The organism is Flavobacterium pokkalii, assembly GCF_014596575.1.
Classification (GTDB): Bacteria; Bacteroidota; Bacteroidia; order Flavobacteriales; family Flavobacteriaceae; genus Flavobacterium; species Flavobacterium pokkalii.
Window position 1 is genome coordinate 102,097 of sequence record NZ_NASZ01000006.1, and the last position, 17,888, is coordinate 119,984.

Consider the following 17,888-nt stretch of genomic DNA (forward strand, 5'->3'; position numbering starts at 1 on the left):
TTTATCTTTGATGAGATATCAACCAATTAATGCTTTAAATTATGGCACTTAAACCAGGACCCAAAAGAATAGCAGATTCAACAGGAAAACCAGATCGACGTCAGCGTGATAATAAAAGTACGCCAGGAAATACGCCTTCTCTTAAGCCTTCTAAAAGTTCAGGAAAAAAGTAATCTTGAATATTATTTTTAAAGTATAAATGGAGAAATTTATCCTGTTTACAAGAAATATAGCCATTTCATAATAGAAGTGGCTTTTATTCCTTCTGCACCAAATGCTGTAAGTCTGGATCATTTTTGATGCGCTCTAATTCACTTTCGATAATCAGAACGATATCCTGTTTAACCTGCCTATAATTGGCTTCAATCTGAGCTTTCATTTTATCTTCACCATTTTCATCAACGAAAGATAAAATCTCTGGTATCTTTTTATAAGCTTTGGTTTCTGCGGCTACATTTTCATTATCGACGACAATTTCGGAATGAAATATCTTTTGTTCAATACGTTCATCAAAATTGTCTGAAACAGCTCCCACAAACATTCCTTGTGTCAATGTGGAAATTTTGGAAGCAGGGATTAAGCTGTCTAGTTGTGTAGATATAGAGGTAGATTTATCGTTTCTATTGATAGTCATACTTTGTCTTTTCTGTAATACTTTTCCAAAGCGTTCTGATAAGCTTTTGGCAGTTTCTCCAACAACCTGACCGCTAAAGATATTACCCACGGTATTTTGGATAACCTTACTTTCTTTGTCACCATAATCACGAGTTAATTGGGAATAGTCCTGAAAACCCAAACAAACAGCCACCTTATTACTTCTAGCAGTAGCTATCAGATTATCTAATCCTCTAAAATAAATGGTTGGCAATTCATCAATAATAACCGAACTTTTTAATTTTCCTTTCTTATTGATTAGTTTTATAATTCTGGAGTTGTATAAACCTAGTGCGGCTGAATAAATGTTTTGTCTATCCGGATTATTTCCAACGCAAAGTATTTTAGGTTCGTTCGGATTATTGATGTCCAATGAAAAATCATCACCGGTCATTACCCAATAAAGTTGAGGTGAAATCATTCTGGACAAAGGAATTTTAGCCGAAGCTATTTGTCCTTGCAATTGATCCTGTGCGCCACCTTGCCAGGCATCCATAAAAGGGGATAGGTAGTTTTCGAGATCTGGATAGGAAGTAAGGATAGTAAAAACATCTATATATTTCTTGTTGAGCAATTCAATGGCATGAGGAAATGTACAGTACTTTCCGTTATCATAGATTTTTAGAAACCAAATGATAGCCGCTAACAGGATTATCGGAGATTCCACAAAGAAATCACCCTGCTTTTGTATCCAACTTCTGTTGAGGTTAAGCATAATGGTATATGCTGATTCATAAGCATCGGAGATGTCTGTCATGAAATCCGGATTGATGGGATTACAACGATGACTCCTGCGTGGATCATCAAAATTGATAATATAGAATTTCGGTTTAACCGTATATTTATCGGTATGCTTCAACAAATGATTGTAAGCAATGGTCGAAAGATCATCAAATTTGAAATCATAGATGTACATCGAAAATCCCTTTTCGATATGCTGCTTGATGTAATTATTTATAATAGCATAACTCTTACCGGAACCAGGTGTACCCAACACTATGGATGCTCTGAACGGATTTACTACGTTGATCCATCCCTCATTCCATTTGCCTTTATAATAAAACTTGGTGGGAAGATTAACAGAATATTCATTTTCCATCAATTTAGTTTCCTGCATGAAACTTTCGTTCTCGTTATTAAAAACATCATCCATGAGATTTGTACGGAGCAAACGGCTAATCCATACTCCAGCCATCATTAAAGAAATGTAACCTATTAAAGTAGTCAGTATATATAATGAAGTTGCCATTTCTACAGACAATCGCAGTAAGGGAGTATTTAGAAAGAAAAAAATAAAACCTATGATTAAGGCGAAGTAGATTTTGGTCCAGGTAAATTTTTCGTTTTTTACTCCTTTTGTTCCTAAACAACTTAATGCCAATAAGACCAAAGAAAAGATCTTGGTGTGAAATGTATGGGAGAATAGGTTTGCTGTTCGCTGGAAATTACCGAGTATCTTATTGATGACTTGTAGTGACCAACCTCGTTCTAAAAAAAAGCTATAGCAAAACCAGTAAAAGTGCATCAATACCAGCAAGATGCTTACTGCACGCATGAAAGCCATTATTTTGGCTAGTCCTCTTAAATCGTCTTCTCCTTGCATTTTTTGAATAATTAAAAGCGTGGTAGAATTTAGGAGTTAAGTAAAATCTTTAAAACGAACGAGCTTCAAATGGCTTTTATTGGTATTATTTGTCTCTATAAAATTTAAATTGGAATCCTATTTCTTATTACCGTTTCTTCTGCGTTTTTTCTTCATTTTATTAGCAAATTGCTGTTCTTCATAATCCTCTGCTTGTGCTTCTGGTAATAAACTACCAAGACTTTCCATAAAACCAAAATCAGATTGAGTTTCGGTTGACTGATCTTTATTAAGAAAATCAAAAAGCGTATGTGGTTTTTCAGTTTCTGGTTTTGTAGTGTTAGTGCTTTCGGGAGATGTAATCTTTATATTGTCATGTATTCCATCTTGGCGTTTTTGAGTGGTTTTTTCGTTCCAACAATCGTTAAAAATATTAGCAGAAAGGTTTTTACCCAATTGTGATCCGTTCCAAACACTGCGGGATTCATGGTCAATAAATGTGATTCCGTAAATACGTCCTTCGTTATTTCTGCGAACAACTGTATTGATGCCTTGCTCCAGCAATTGTTTCTTAAAATCGGTTTCATTGGAAGTGGTATGGATTGCAATTTCGATTGTCTTTTTTAGAATGTCTTTTGTTGCTTCTGTTTTCGTTTTTTCTTTCGATAGCTCGAAATGTTTTTGTAAAACATCCAGTCCTGCCTGTTTACCAAAAAGAGATGCTTTGAATGGATTGCTAGCTTTTTCTCTTTTTTCATTCAACGCGAAATAAACCAATCCTTGTTTAGGTTGACCATGTAATTCGCCTTTTACTTCCTCTGCGGTAATATTAAAAAGGGAAAGTAAAGCATTGTAAGTTCCTAGACTTTGATATTGGTAATATTTTGGTAAATACCTAACTACCGAGGCTATTTGGCTTTTTACATTAGCTGCCTTGTAGTCAATCGGTCTGAATAGTTCTTCTTTCGGATTACGATTTTTTTCAGTTGCAGCTATTAGTTTGTATTCTTGTTCCAATATACGACAGGCATCCATGGAACGCAATTTTTCATAATTATCAGCTATTTTTTTACCGTTACGATCTACACAGGTCGATACAATATGAATGTGAGTTCGTTCAATATCGGTATGTTTGAAAACTACATAAGGCTGATTTCCATACCCCATACGTTCCATATAATCTTTTGCTATTTGTTTGAAATCTTCATCACTTACGTTGTCTCTTGGATCAGGGTTGAGGGATATATGTAACACGGGTTTTTCCGTTCGTTTATTCACAATCAGATAAGGCTCAAATGAGTGATAGAATTGAGCAATGGTATAATTTCCGTTCACTGTTTCTCTTATTCTGTGGGTAGCTAAAACTTCTCCGTTTTTCTGGTCAACTTTGAGTTGATTATAAGAAAGTGCTCCAATAATATTTGCTCCTCGACCAATTTTAGCTATCATTTTTTCTCATTTTTAATCAAATGTTTTGCTTCAAATTCCTCGGTTAATTGTATTATGGCGCGGCATAATTTGGCTAATTCGGCTGTTTGTTTTTCCAATTTAAACAGATAAGCTGCTGCTTTCTTTTCGGAAAAATTACGGTACAATATCTTCACAATCTGATTGTAATTAACACCAACAGCACGAAACTGACCATATAATGTGGTTAATCGCATGTAATAATCCATTGATGCCATATCAATTTTCACGGTTTTTATTTGCCTTTCAAACAGAACAGAAGTGATAAAATGAGCTTTATTATCAGCTTCGGAAGCTTCATATAGGGAAAGAAATTTGGCATTTTCTTCATCTGTCAAACGAAAAACATAACGATGAATGCTGGGATTCTTTTTAGGATTCCTGCCACCTTTATGCTGTTTGTCATTTTCTTGTCCATTCATCACTAATCCATTTTAAATTTTACAAAACACCGACTTCGGAGGATGTTTTTAGCCCCTGCAAGGGCAAGTTGTTTTGAGGCACGGAATTCATTTCGAGTGCCTCAAAACACAACTTGCTCTGTTCTGGCGAACAGATAATCCGTCCGCCTGTCGGCAGGACGGATTTAATAAAGCAGGGAAAAACGGCTTAACGCCGTTCCAGTTGTTATCCCAATATTGATTTAGTCTTTCCATTGATTGAACTGATTACTGTTTTATACAAAGTAAATGATTGAATATAGAATCATTATAGTGTGATGAGTAGCCAAGAATTGCCAGTAAATGCCAATTACTACCATGATAATAAAGGGACTTACTTATCTACATTTCTTTGTGCTTATAAGTAGATATAAGGACATAGTTATCTATATAGGTAATAACGTACTTACACAAATAGAAATGTAGAAAAGTACAGGTGTGAAAATTTAGATAACTGTATAAGTAAGTTGATAAATGCCCACTTATTTACACACGGTTATAAAGACATATTTGGGTAGATAAACAGTTTGGTAAGTACCTGTTTAAATATATAATGTGGTACAGTGTGGCAAACCTATATGCAGAAGTGTATAGATAATTATGGAAATACATAAGTAATTAATTGGATATATAAATAATTAAATCATTTGAAATTATGGATACAAAACACAAAACAGTATTTATCGCCTTTTCTTCTCAAAAAGGAGGTGTCGGAAAAAGTACATTTACAACACTTATTGCCAGTATAATGCATTATCGATTAGGCTACAACGTTGCCGTATTGGATGCCGATTTTCCACAACATAGTTTGATGAAAATGAAATCTCGTGATCTGGCTATGGTAATGGAAAACGAGTATTTGAAAAAATTGGCGTACAAACAATTTACCACCATTAACAAAAAAGCCTATCCTATTATGCAGCACAAAGCGGAAAACGTATTGGATGCGGCTCATAAATTTTTGAATTCCTCTTCAGTACCTATTGATGTCATATTTTTTGATCTTCCAGGAACGGTGAACACTCCCGGAATACTCAAAGCATTGGCAGGAATGCATCACATTTTCACACCTATTACAGCAGATCGTTTGGTAATGGAGAGTACGCTCGTTTTTACCCAGCTTTTACAGGATGTTATTATGAAAAAAGGTGCAACTTCCATAGAAACCATTAATCTGTTTTGGAATCAGGTTGATGGCAGGGAAAGCACTCCCTTATATGATATTTATAATCAGCTTATTGCGCAATTGGGATTAAGCCTGATGCAAAGCCAAATCAAGAATAGCACTCGCTTTCGTAAAGAAAGCGAAGAGAATAGCAAAACTGTATTTCGCTCTACGGTTATGCCTCCAGATGAACGTTTAATGAAAGCTTGTCAGTTAGATTTATTTGTAAACGAATTTTTAAAAATCATTCAATTATAGTTTATGGAGAAAGATAGTAAGAAAAAAAATACTCCTGAAATTAATGAGGAGTTGATGATGAACCTGATGGTTGATGGGATAAAAAAAGAAGGCTTACAATTTCCATCAGAATTGAGTGAAGAATTACAAAAAGAGGATATTAAGCCTAAAGAATTGTCTCCGCGGAAATCAGAAATTAAAGAAAAGACCAGAGCCAAAAAGACAAGTGAACCGGATTATGAAAGTATTTTTTTTAAAAGATCGGATACCAATGCCCGCGATGGAAAAACGGTGTATATCCGACCCGATTTTCACGAAAAACTATCCCGAATTGTCCAGGTAATAGGAGAGGATAAGATCACTATTTATGCTTATTTAGATAATTTGTTGAACTACCATTTTCAGGAATTTGGGGAGCAGATAACCAAGAGTTTTAATGATAAATACAAACCTATTTTATAAGTCATGGAAATAGTAATTGTAATATGTTTACTGATTGTAATTGCTCTGCTTTTGCAGGACAAGATTGTAATCAAAATAGGGATGGAGAGAAAGGCAAAGCAGGATAAAATAAATTCAAAGCTTCCCGATATTATGGGACAACCCAAAACGCTAAGAAGTCTTTCAGTGCCAAACAATGCTGACGAAAGTCAAAATAAAAAGCAGGAACAGGAAACGGATAATTTTGATATTGAAATTGAAGATCAAGATATCGATAGACAAATTCCGCAGGAAGAGCTGGACGAAGTTTTCAGAATTATACCTGATTTTGAGGACGAGGCAGAAGAATGGAATAGTTATGGAATATCCGATGGTGATAACGGTTTTGCCCAAGGCGTTACCTTTGAAGAACTAAGCTCCGTGGGGATGCTGCTGCAAAAAGAAAATTTGGAGCCTTCTCAGAAGGAAAAAGCAATAGCTATAGTTCAGAAAATACAAGGAACCGAATTATTTGACCTACTGGAAAATTCTATGGAAAGTGCTTCCCGTAAAATAGCCGAGTTATTAGACAGTAGCCTTTCTTCTGAAACAGAAATCGGTTCTTCCACTTTGCGGAAAAATGATTTCGAGGATTTTGATATTGGAGAGTTTGTGTGAACTTTCGAAAATATTAAATAGCTTTATCAAGTTTTTTATGAATGAATGATATTGTATTTAAAATATCAAGAGCTTCATCTTCAGTGATTTCAAACTTAATTTTAGGTTCATGTGCTGTAGAGTTTCTAATTAAGCCAAAAATACCTTTAATTAGATTACATAATCCTAAATGTTCGCTTCTGTCTGTATCTGTTTTTAGATGATTGATTTTAATCAATGGATTACTAGTAGAAAATGAAGTTTCAGCTAAAGCATTACCATCTGCGTATAGTCCGGTCATAGTTCTTAAGCGATCTGCAATACTTTTGGTAGCTTCAAAGACTGAATGAAAGTAATTTTCAACCAATAATTCAGATTTACAATATTCAAATACAGCAGAATGAACGTTTCTGTTTTCCAACTTATGTTTTAAACGGCTTGCACGCTGTTCAGCTTCTGCGATTGTTGTAGCTTTTTCAACTAACCTGAATTTGCCTTGTTCTGTAAGCTCTGTACCTATAAAATACAAACGTTTATTAACCTCCAACCTACGATTATGAAAAATGTCTTCTTTTCCAATGTATCTAACGGGTTGTAAAGCGTCCTGAACAAATCTTAGAATATTATTTGAGCATTGATTCTTATTTTGCCAATCAGCAAATGCAAAATATAGTCTTTTCCATTTTGTATTTTGAGCGTCAATATCTGGAATCTTAGAATTCAATAGGATTTGGCCTATCTCCGTACCTGTCAATCCATCTGTGGTGTCTCCAATAGTTCTACAAAGCCCTTCTAATATGTGCGCTTCAAACATTGGTCGTTTAGTACTAGCCATATTTTCTACTTTTCTTCTTCATAATAGATTTTATAATACTTTCTTCCATCTTTCTCAATTCCTTTTTCAATAAGATTTTTATTTCCATGAATATAGATGTCGAAATTTCGATCGAGTTTTAATACACTTTTAAAAACACGAGATTGTTTTTTTACAGCTTGAGAAGATATTTGAAAGTTGTCTGAAATATCAACATTCTTATCCTCTCTATATTGTTCATCAAAACTCCTGAATGATTTGATTATTTCAGGATTATCGAAAACCTCTTCTACGAAACTTTCTTTTTCAAATCTATCATGGATTTTAAAATACTCAACAGAACGATTTAATAAATCTATTTTATCTGCTTTACTTACTTCAAATTCTTCGGAAAGTTGTTTTGTAACGAAGTCTTTTGTAATAGATAGAAAATTTTTTGTAAAATGGTAATTATCAGCAGTTGGTCGAATACTCAAAAAATCATCTTTCCAATATTGTGTATCATTTGATTTATTAGAATCAACAATACAAACAATATAACCATCTTCTGCCCGAAGGTCGAATATGATGCAGCCTTTATCTAGTTTCCCAATATTTACTCCGCTCTCATAATTGATTGTGTAATTATCTTTTGTTTGATTAAATTTTAGAAATACGTCTTTTATTTCTGTTTTAAATAACCCAATTGCAGTTGTTTCAATTCCATCCAAAAATATATTTTCAAATAAACAAATTGAAAACTCTCCTCCGTTAACTTTAGGATGAGTAGAACTTTCATATAAATGCTTTGATAGCTCAACACTATTCTCATGAAAGGAATCAGTATTGGAAAATATTCTGCTTATTAATGTGTAAACCGCATTTAAAGACAGTTCCGTTGGATTAGTGAAATTGAATTTCTCGTTATCCTGAAAGGAAGAAAGAAAATATTTTAATAAATACTTTTCCGTATCATCCTCAAAGGTGTTTACTTCACCTGATGAAATTTTTATTTTTTCATCTCTCAATTTGTTTCCAACAAAATGAGTAGCTATATTTTGTAATTTAACGCCTGTAAAATCTATCATTATTCTATTATATTGAATTGTCTAAGTTTTTCCAATTTTATTCTTTCTATCTCTTTTGAAAGTTCTCTCTTAAAAAGGTCAATATTTGCCAGCTTTTTTACTTGAGATGACATATACAAATTGGGTTCAGATTTGAAAACGCCGTCTTTTTCAAGTCTATTTTTAAGAGCATCCGAGAAGTTATATTTTACACTGTAAAAGCCGTTTTTTAAATTATAATGGTCATATTTATAAGTAATATAAATTTCCTCCAATAAAAGAACTTTCTTAAAATCTTCATCTGAAATTTCATTAATTCCAGACAAATTTCTACCTGAGAAATAAGTAATCAAATCTTTATCTTTTTTATCTTTAAATGCTTCAGGTATATCTTCAACATCATCAAACTTAAATTTGATAGATTTGATTTCTGGGTCTTTAAATATTGTGGATGTGATATTTGTAAAACTTAGTAAAAAATTGACACGAGCGATATTGTTTGTAAAACTCTTGAACATAATTTTGATAGTGTCATCTTTAATAAAATCAGCTTGTTTGAATTCGCTTTCTACACTCTTCATTACTCTCTTAGCTATAACCTTGTCTTCACGTGATACGGTATTTATTCGATTTACTACCAAAGTATCATTTTCTTTTGTGCAAATAATCTCAATTCTTCCCCATAATGTATTAACTGATACCTGACTAGTTGGATCTTTTCTCTCTGTACGTATATCAAGTATATATTCATTTGGATTAGAAGGGTTTGGTTTAAAAATCGGAGTATCCAGTAATTTCGTATTGAGATTTTCCGTTACATTATCAAAATTTGGACGTATTCGTTTGAATATACTTTCTAAACTTTCGTTTTGTTTTATTTGAAAGATCTCATTCGTTGTATTAACAGGTCTATCTTTTACATCTATAAGGGTCTTAAAATCTTCCAATTCTTTAGGACTAAACAAAAGGACTGACATTAAGCCTATTAGTTTGCTTCTATCAGCACTTTTTACAAAAATCCCCTTTTTTCCAAGGAAAATTTTCATATCATTGGCTGTAATAGCATCAGTTTTTAGAAAAGGCTTGATAATATCTCCATACGGAAGAATGTTTATGAAGGCTTCATTTAAGTGTTTTGATTTTAGTTGAGTTTGAGTTTGTAACTCGTCAAATGTTTCATTTTTTGCCAGAGAATTTGATGTGGACAACACTCCATCTAATGCCTCTGTATCTATTCTATCATATTTTTTTACCTGAATCTTCTCCTCCAGAATTTCATCATCGAACGAGCGTATAGCTTCAGCTACGATGTTCTTGTTTTCCATTTCATTATAATCTGGAAAATATAGAATATACTCATTTCCCAATCCACTTGTAAGTCTAATTGTTAACCAAATGAGTTTCTTCAATGTGTCTTCCGAAAAAGAATCGGAGCAGAAAATAAGAATACTAATCTTATTGCTACTTTCCTTAATTATTGGAAGTATGGAACTGTTAATATATTGAGCTGGTAATTTTGTACCTCTTTTACCTATTTGCCCAGGACTTTGATTTGCTTCGGTGATTGGATATAGAAACTTTACTGTAAGATCATCTCGATAATTTTTTGCGGTTACAATCGAACTTATTAGAAATATAGCTTTGTTATTATCTACAAGATAATAGTACATTTCTTCATTGAGCCAATCTTTCTTATAGTTATCTTTTGCATGGTGAATAAAATCTTGGTTTACTTCCGAATTTTCAGTTGTGAGCCAAAAAAGGATATTATGATATTCTGTTGAAGAATTTCTTTTAATTGGGATCTTTTTCTGTGTTTGCAAATCATCAAAAATCTTTTCAGAACTGTATATATAATTCTGAATTTCTTTTTTTGATGATGACGGATAGATTAGATCATGAATGGATGTCACTAAAATGGCATCATCTGTATCTGACTTTAACTTACTTTCAAAATCTCCAAAAAAATCAACTTTAAATTCGTCATCCTCTTCTGTTTTATCATTGTATATTTTTAAGGAAACGTCCTCATTGAAATTAGTCCATCCTATCAAATCTAAAATTTTCTTAGCAATTCTAAAATTAAAAGTTTTACTTTCATTAGGAGCTGGACTAGCCAATACCGCAAACGGATTAGTCTCTATTTGTCTTTCAATAGCAGAAATCCAATCTAATAGTTGTTTATCGAAATCATATCTTGTGACTTCTTTACCTGTAATTGAATTTGTACCAAAATGCATAGTCAGGGTTTTAACTAGAATTTCTCTTACTTTAAATGACATCTTTGATCTACCATGTTTTTCATAATAAGCATCAATTTTTGTTGAGGCTATATCAATAAGATTATCAGTATCTAAAGATTGTACTTTTGAAATTTTCACATCACCAATCGAATCACTTTTTAGAAGCTTTTCTTCTGGATGCCCAACAACAATTAATTCATACTCTTCTATATTTGGAGATTTGGTAATTAGATCATTACTCCATTTTTTAGCATCGTTGAGCCTGATTATATTTTGTGAAGATTTTACTTGACAAACTTTTACTTTGTCAGGATATGTCCATTTGATATCAACTTTTTCAGATTCATCCAATGGCTCTAAAGTAACTTTAGTCCATTGATTATCTGAATCTAATGCATCTAATACACAAATAATTGTTTGTATTAGATAACCTCTTATTCCAGCATTACCTCCCATATTTTAAATTATGTATTACTTTTTATTGAGAATTTGATTTATCTTTTTCTTAGCAATTTAAAAAGAAAGCTAATGTAATATATTTCTTTGCTTTATTGTTGTATAAAGACAAAAAAAACTATGACTTCCACTTTTATAACATTACAATTTTGATTATAAATTTGCTATGAAAAACTGTAAATAGAGGGATTTCTAAAACAAGTTAATTCATGTAAATTATGCAAAAAAAAAAGCTAACAGCACGTTTTCTATACTGTCAGCTTTTGGTGCGCTTGCTTAGAGAAACGATTCTGCTGAAATCAATTCTTATATTTTTAAAGCATTAAACGAATAGTAATAGTTTTCGTTTCTATATTTATTATTTGTTCTATTTTCTCCATCAACATTTGAAATCTTTCTTCTCTAATTAACGGATGAATGTGCATGGCTAAAATTCGTTCGCTTGTGGGAGATTTTTAATAGCTGTCAATTCTTGTTTGATGTATTGTTTCAAGTCATTTTCACTCGTTATATTTTAAGAAGTTGAATTATTTTACTCTCAAAACTTCTAATAATTTGAAATTCAGATATAATTTTTCTTTACCCACTTGTTCGCTTTTTAAGAAGCCATGATTCTCCAATTCTTTTAAATAATTCCCTACTGTTTTTAGGTTTCCTAAACCTGCTTTTTCTAATTGGGTTCTTTTGGTGTAAGGAAGTCTGAATAATTCTCCCATTAAATCTTTTGAATATATTTTGGGTAATTGCTGTTGCATATTTTTACCCATTTCATTCATTAGCTGTTCTATTTCTGCTATTTGCATTCTTCCTTTTAATGCGGTTTGTTCTACCATATCGAGCATATACATAATCCAGTCTTGCCAGTTTCCTTCTTCGGTTACTTTTCGCAGGTTGGTGTAGTATTTGTCTTTATGTTGAATGATATAATTACTTAAATATAAGGCTGGCCAATCTAATAATTCGGTCATTTTGAGGTAGAGTAACAGAATAATTCTTCCTGTACGTCCGTTTCCGTCAAAAAAAGGATGTATTGCTTCAAATTGGTAATGTATGATTGCCATTTTTATTAATGGATCTATATTGTCTTCGGCGTGAATAAAATCCTCCAGGTTTTTCAGTTTTTCACGAATGATATTTTCTCCTTCAGGGGGTGTATAGACTACTGTATTTGTAACCGGATTTTTTAATTGTGTTCCAGGTGCATTTCTAATGCTTGCTTGATTTTCTTTTATTATTTGTACCAATGCCACAAATAAATTTGTGGTTAATATTGGGCGTTTGTTAATTTGCTCAATTCCATACCATAAGGCATCTTTATAATGCATTACTTCTTTGGTAGCTGGATTTTCGTTTTTCTTTTCAGCTATAGAAGCTTTGAATAATTCATCCTGAGTTGTGATGATGTTCTCTATAGCCGAACTGGCTTGTGCTTCTTGCAAGTTTATGGTGTCTATAAATAACGTAGGATTAGGCAAATTGGTAATAGCACCTTTTAATTCTGATAATGCTCTACTCGCCGTAATTGTTTTTTTTAGAATTACAGTGTTTTCGATCTCCGTAGTAGGAGGCAACAAAGGCAAATCATTGTATGGGATTGCAGGATTGTAGTTAGCTTTATTACTCATTGTGACTTAAATTTGATAGGGGCAAATAGTACTGCTGTTTTTGTAACGAGTGTAAATATAGTAAAAATTTACTCTTGTTTTGTTGTTAAGGGTAAAATTTACTCTCGTTTGTTTTTTGTTTCTAAATCCGTAAAATAATCTACTTCTTCTTCTTTTAAAAGGCTACCCACGGTCAAACAATTCCCCTTACTGCCACCTTTTTATACAGCTTGATATTCAATTAGATATTTGTTTTGTAAGCCTGAAATAGTCAGGAATTAGTAACAATTAAATGTTTGAAATCATGGAAAAACAAAGAAAAAAAGTTTTGCTGACGGCTATGTTTATGCTGTCAGGAATTGGCGCATTCGCACAGGGAAATGGTTCGGCAGGTATTAACGAAGCTACCCAAATGGTCACTTCTTATTTTGATCCCGCAACAAAGCTTATCTATGCCATCGGAGCGGTAGTTGGTCTTATTGGAGGGGTAAAAGTGTACAATAAGTTCAGTAGCGGTGATCCTGATACCAGTAAGACCGCAGCGAGCTGGTTTGGAGCCTGTATCTTCCTGATTGTATCAGCTACAATTTTACGTTCCTTCTTTCTTTAATCTTTTGGCTGATGAGTACTTACAACATCAACAAAGGGATTGGGAGAACGGTAGAGTTTAAGGGTTTAAAGGCACAATACCTGTTCATTTTTGCTGGTGGACTGCTTGGGCTTCTCATTCTGGTAATGATATTTTATATGGCAGGTGTCAATTCTTATGTCTGCCTGTTTATCGGCATTGTGGGAGGATCTCTAATTGTATGGCAGACATTCTCATTGAATAATAAGTATGGTGAACATGGATGGATGAAAATAAGTGCTCATAAACGCCATCCTCATTATATCATCTGTCGCAGGTCTGTACACCGTTATTTCAAGTTCAAAATTAAATCCAGGAAGGTATGAGAAATCAATCAAGAGTGACTACATTGGAAAGTAAGTTTCCTTTGTTAGCGGTAGAAAATAATTGCATTATCTCAAAGGACGCGGATATCACAGCTTGTTTTCGGGTAGCACTTCCGGAACTTTTTACGGTTGCTTCTGCGGAATATGAAGCCATTCATTCTGCCTGGCATAAGGCTATCAAGACTTTGCCTGATTTTACTGTGGTACACAAACAGGATTGGTATATCAAAGAAAATTACGCTCCGGATATTGCTCAGGAAGATTTGAGTTTTTTAGCAAAATCCTACCAGCAACATTTTAATGAGCGTCCGTTTTTGAATCATTATTGTTATTTATTTCTAACTAAAACGACTAAGGAACGTATGCGAATGCAGAGTAATTTCTCTTCGCTTTGCAAAGGGGTACTTATTCCAAAAGAAATAAGGGATAAAGAAACGATTCATCGTTTTATAGAAGCAGTAACACAGTTTGAACGAATAGTAAATGACAGTGGTTTTGTAAAATTAGAACGATTAAGTGAAGAGGATATTATTGGAACAGATGACAAGCAAGGAGTATTGGAACAATACCTGACGCTTTCAAGAGAAGCAGGAACTCCCATGCAAGACATTGCTTTGGGAGCTGAAGAAGTTCGAATTGGTAACAAAAGACTTTGCCTGCACACCTTGTCAGATACAGATGATTTACCCGGAACAGTTTCGGCAAATACCCGTTATGAAAAACTGTCTACAGACAGAAGTGATTGTCTTTTGTCTTTTGCTGCTCCTGTAGGTTTGTTGTTAAGTTGTAATCATATTTACAACCAGTATCTTTTTCTGGATAATAGCGAAGACAATCTGCGTAAGTTTGAGAAATCAGCAAGAAACATGCACTCATTGGCACGTTATAGTAGAGCGAACCAAATTAATAAGGAATGGATAGAACGCTATCTGAACGAAGCACATTCTTTCGGACTTTCTTCTATTCGGGCTCATTTTAATGTAATGGCATGGTCCGAAGATCCTACCGAAATAAAGCAATTAAAGAATGATACAGGCAGTGCCTTGGCACTGATGGAATGCAAACCCAGACATAACACCACAGATGTAGCCACGCTTTACTGGGCAGCAATGCCAGGCAATGCAGGAGATTTTCCGAGTGAAGAAAGCTTTTATACCTTCATAGAACCCGCTTTGTGTTTTTTTACTGAAGAAACCAACTATCAAAGTTCTCCGTCACCTTTTGGAATTAAAATGGCTGACCGGCTTACAAGAAAACCCATTCATTTGGATATTTCCGATTTGCCAATGAAGCGAGGCATTATCACCAATAGGAACAAGTTCATACTCGGACCTTCAGGTTCTGGAAAGTCATTTTTTACGAACCACATGGTTAGGCAATATTATGAACAAGGTGCTCATGTGTTGCTGGTAGATACCGGTAACTCCTATCAGGGATTATGCGAACTGATTAAAGGAAAAACGAAAGGAGAAGATGGGGTTTACTTTACTTATACGGAAGACAATCCGATTGCCTTTAATCCTTTTTATACCGATGATGGTGTATTCGATATTGAGAAAAGAGAAAGTATCAAAACTTTGATATTGACCTTATGGAAACGTGATGACGAACCACCAAGTCGTTCCGAAGAAGTGGCATTGTCCAATGCAGTGAGTGGTTACATTGAACGTATCAAACAAGAGAATGAATCTCCTTCTTTCAATGGGTTTTATGAATACGTAAAAGTTGATTACAGAAAGGTATTGGAAGAAAAACAGGTACGGGAAAAAGATTTTGATCTTGCCAATTTCCTCAATGTATTAGAACCCTACTACAAAGGTGGTGAATACGATTATCTACTGAATTCAGATAAACAGCTTGACTTACTTTCCAAACGATTTATTGTGTTTGAAATTGATGCAATCAAGGATCATAAAATTCTTTTTCCAATAGTGACCATCATTATAATGGAAGTTTTTATCAATAAAATGCGTCGTTTGAAAGGAGTGCGAAAGTTAATCTTAATTGAAGAAGCCTGGAAAGCTATTGCAAAAGAAGGAATGGCTGAGTATATCAAATACCTTTTTAAAACGGTAAGAAAGTTTTTTGGAGAAGCCATTGTAGTAACCCAAGAGGTAGATGATATTATTCAATCACCCATTGTAAAGGAAAGTATCATCAATAATTCAGATTGTAAGATTCTGTTGGATCAGCGTAAATACATGAACAAATTTGATGATATACAAGCCATGCTTGGTCTCACTGAAAAAGAAAAAGCACAGGTGCTTTCCATCAACATGAATAACGATCCCAGAAGGTTATATAAAGAAGTTTGGATAGGATTGGGAGGTACTCATTCAGCAGTGTATGCCACAGAAGTGAGTCTTGAAGAATATTTGGCATACACCACAGAAGAAACCGAAAAGATGGAAGTGATGTGTCTTGCCGGAGAACTGGATGGAAATGTTGAACAAGCGATTAAACGGATAGTTCTTCAGAAAAAAGAAAACAAATAATAATCATTTTAAAAATTTAAGACAATGAAAAAGTTAATGTTCATGGTGTATACAGCGTTGCTATTTGCTGTCACACCAACAGTTAAAGCACAATGGGTGGTAACCGACCCTTCTAATTTGGCTCAGGGTATTGTCAATACTGCAAGACAGATTGTACAGACTTCTACCACAGCTACAAATATGATTAACAATTTTAAAGAAGTGCAAAAAGTGTATAATCAAGGGAAAGAGTATTATGATAAATTAAAGGCTGTAAATAATCTGGTAAAAGATGCCCGAAAAGTACAACAGACCGTACTGCTTGTAGGTGATGTTTCTGAGATTTATGTAAAGAATTTTGGAAAAATGATGAACGATCCTAATTTCAATGCACAGGAACTTTCGGCAATTGCTAATGGGTATTCTATTTTGCTTAATGAAAGTACTGAACTATTGAAAGAGCTTAAACAAATTGTAAATGCTTCCACTTTGTCATTGAATGATAAAGAGCGTATGGATATTATTGACGGTGTGTATAAGGAAGTAAAAGAGTACCACAATCTTGTACGTTACTTCACAAACAAAAACATTTCAGTCAGTTATCTAAGAGCTAAAAAAGCCAATAACAGTCAAAGAGTATTGGATCTTTATGGGACTGCTGACCAAAAATATTGGTAATCATGGAATTTACTAATCTCCATGAAGTATTACGGACACTTTATGATGAGATGTTGCCATTATCAGCTGATATGGCGGCAGTGGCTAAAAGTCTGGCGGGATTAGGGGCTTTATTTTATGTTGCATTAAAGGTATGGCAGGCACTTAGCAGTGCAGAACCAATAGATGTCTATCCGCTACTCAGACCATTTGCTTTGGGACTCTGTATTATGTTTTTTCCAACTATGGTATTGGGGACACTCAATGCAATTCTTAGTCCGGTAGTAAAAGGGACACATTCTATCTTAGAAAACCAAGTTTTAGACTTGAATGCTTTACAACAACAGAAAGACCAACTGGAAAGAGAAGCAATGCTTCGTAATCCTGAAACCGCCTACTTGGTTTCAGATGAAGAGTTTGATAAGAAACTTGCTGAATTAGGTTGGTCACCTTCTGATTTGGTTACCATGTCAGGAATGTACATGGAAAGGGAAATGTACGGAGTTAAGAAGGAAATTCGTGATGGTTTTCGGGAGTTTCTGGAAATACTGTTTCAGGCTGCTGCGCTGGTCATTGATACCATACGTACTTTTTTCCTGATAGTCTTGTCCATATTAGGCCCGATAGCTTTTGCTATTTCAGTCTGGGATGGATTTCAATCTACACTAACGCAATGGTTAACCAGATACATTAGTGTATATCTCTGGTTGCCTGTTGCCGATCTTTTTAGTGCTATGTTGTCCAAGATACAATCTTTAATACTACAGAAGGATATCGAAAATTTATCAGATCCTAATTTTATTCCTGATACCTCCAATACCGTATACATCATCTTTATGATTATTGGGATTATTGGATACTTTACTATTCCTACTGTAACGGGTTGGATTATTCAGGCTGGTGGAGCAGGTAATTTTATACGAAATGTAAACCAAACTGCAACAAAAACCGGAAATATTGCCGGGGCGGGTACCGGAGCAGTGGTAGGAAATATAGGAGGTAGGCTAATGAAATAATA

The 17,888-nt window shown here is 34.0% G+C and carries 15 protein-coding genes; 8 read left to right on the top strand and 7 right to left on the bottom strand.

The features are described from left to right. Positions 1-256: 256 nt before the first annotated feature. The 3 genes from mobC to mobA all read right to left on the bottom strand — a co-directional run bounded on the left by mobC (position 257) and on the right by mobA (position 4,125). Positions 257-2,257 (bottom strand): conjugal transfer protein MobC, encoded by a 2,001-nt coding sequence (mobC, locus tag B6A10_RS06250; RefSeq protein WP_188220165.1) that lies wholly within the window; start codon positions 2,255-2,257, stop codon positions 257-259. A gap of 117 nt (positions 2,258-2,374) precedes the next feature. After that, positions 2,375-3,685: a conjugal transfer protein MobB gene (gene mobB, locus B6A10_RS06255; protein WP_188220166.1), complete on the bottom strand. Its 1,311-nt coding sequence runs from the start codon at positions 3,683-3,685 to the stop codon at positions 2,375-2,377. Next, positions 3,682-4,125, bottom strand: coding sequence for a conjugal transfer protein MobA (gene mobA, locus B6A10_RS06260; RefSeq protein WP_188220167.1), 444 nt, complete (start codon positions 4,123-4,125; stop codon positions 3,682-3,684). The genes mobB and mobA overlap by 4 nt, the downstream gene beginning before the upstream one ends. Before the next feature lie 673 nt (positions 4,126-4,798). On the opposite strand from mobA, the gene B6A10_RS06265 reads away from it, so the two are divergent. From B6A10_RS06265 to B6A10_RS06275, 3 genes are read left to right on the top strand one after another with little or no spacing between them, the layout of a single operon-like run. After that, the gene (locus tag B6A10_RS06265) at positions 4,799-5,566 is read left to right on the top strand and encodes a ParA family protein (RefSeq protein WP_188220168.1); all 768 of its coding nucleotides are present in this window, start codon (positions 4,799-4,801) and stop codon (positions 5,564-5,566) included. 3 nt (positions 5,567-5,569) lie between these two features. After that, positions 5,570-6,007 (top strand): DUF3408 domain-containing protein, encoded by a 438-nt coding sequence (locus B6A10_RS06270; RefSeq protein ID WP_188220169.1) that lies wholly within the window; start codon positions 5,570-5,572, stop codon positions 6,005-6,007. A 3-nt stretch (positions 6,008-6,010) separates the two neighbouring features. After that, entirely contained in the window at positions 6,011-6,643 is a 633-nt protein-coding gene (locus B6A10_RS06275) for a conjugal transfer protein TraD (RefSeq protein WP_188220170.1), read from the top strand. A gap of 13 nt (positions 6,644-6,656) precedes the next feature. Here the strand turns inward: B6A10_RS06275 and B6A10_RS06280 are convergent, their stop codons facing one another. The 4 genes from B6A10_RS06280 to B6A10_RS06295 form a co-directional block, all read right to left on the bottom strand. After that, positions 6,657-7,457, bottom strand: coding sequence for a TIGR02391 family protein (locus tag B6A10_RS06280; protein WP_188220171.1), 801 nt, complete (start codon positions 7,455-7,457; stop codon positions 6,657-6,659). 5 nt (positions 7,458-7,462) lie between these two features. After that, complete coding sequence (locus B6A10_RS06285) at positions 7,463-8,503, bottom strand: nucleoid-associated protein (RefSeq protein ID WP_188220172.1); 1,041 nt, start codon at positions 8,501-8,503, stop codon at positions 7,463-7,465. Continuing rightward, positions 8,503-11,181, bottom strand: coding sequence for a hypothetical protein (locus tag B6A10_RS06290; RefSeq protein WP_188220173.1), 2,679 nt, complete (start codon positions 11,179-11,181; stop codon positions 8,503-8,505). The genes B6A10_RS06285 and B6A10_RS06290 overlap by 1 nt, the downstream gene beginning before the upstream one ends. A 527-nt stretch (positions 11,182-11,708) precedes the next feature. Then, positions 11,709-12,806, bottom strand: coding sequence for a Fic family protein (locus B6A10_RS06295; protein WP_188220174.1), 1,098 nt, complete (start codon positions 12,804-12,806; stop codon positions 11,709-11,711). A 283-nt stretch (positions 12,807-13,089) separates the two neighbouring features. On the opposite strand from B6A10_RS06295, the gene B6A10_RS06300 reads away from it, so the two are divergent. Genes B6A10_RS06300 through traJ form a run of 5 tightly spaced genes read left to right on the top strand, consistent with a single transcriptional unit; the run spans position 13,090 to position 17,886 of the window. After that, on the top strand, positions 13,090-13,395 hold the full coding sequence (locus B6A10_RS06300) for a DUF4134 domain-containing protein (RefSeq protein WP_188220175.1): 306 nt from the start codon (positions 13,090-13,092) through the stop codon (positions 13,393-13,395). A gap of 11 nt (positions 13,396-13,406) precedes the next feature. After that, positions 13,407-13,739: a DUF4133 domain-containing protein gene (locus B6A10_RS06305; protein WP_188220176.1), complete on the top strand. Its 333-nt coding sequence runs from the start codon at positions 13,407-13,409 to the stop codon at positions 13,737-13,739. Continuing rightward, complete coding sequence (locus B6A10_RS06310) at positions 13,736-16,234, top strand: TraG family conjugative transposon ATPase (protein ID WP_188220177.1); 2,499 nt, start codon at positions 13,736-13,738, stop codon at positions 16,232-16,234. Before B6A10_RS06305 ends, B6A10_RS06310 begins: the two co-directional genes overlap by 4 nt. A gap of 24 nt (positions 16,235-16,258) precedes the next feature. Next, positions 16,259-16,891: a DUF4141 domain-containing protein gene (locus tag B6A10_RS06315; RefSeq protein ID WP_188220178.1), complete on the top strand. Its 633-nt coding sequence runs from the start codon at positions 16,259-16,261 to the stop codon at positions 16,889-16,891. A 2-nt stretch (positions 16,892-16,893) separates the two neighbouring features. Then, entirely contained in the window at positions 16,894-17,886 is a 993-nt protein-coding gene (gene traJ / locus B6A10_RS06320; RefSeq protein ID WP_188220212.1) for a conjugative transposon protein TraJ, read from the top strand. Positions 17,887-17,888 lie beyond the last annotated feature (2 nt).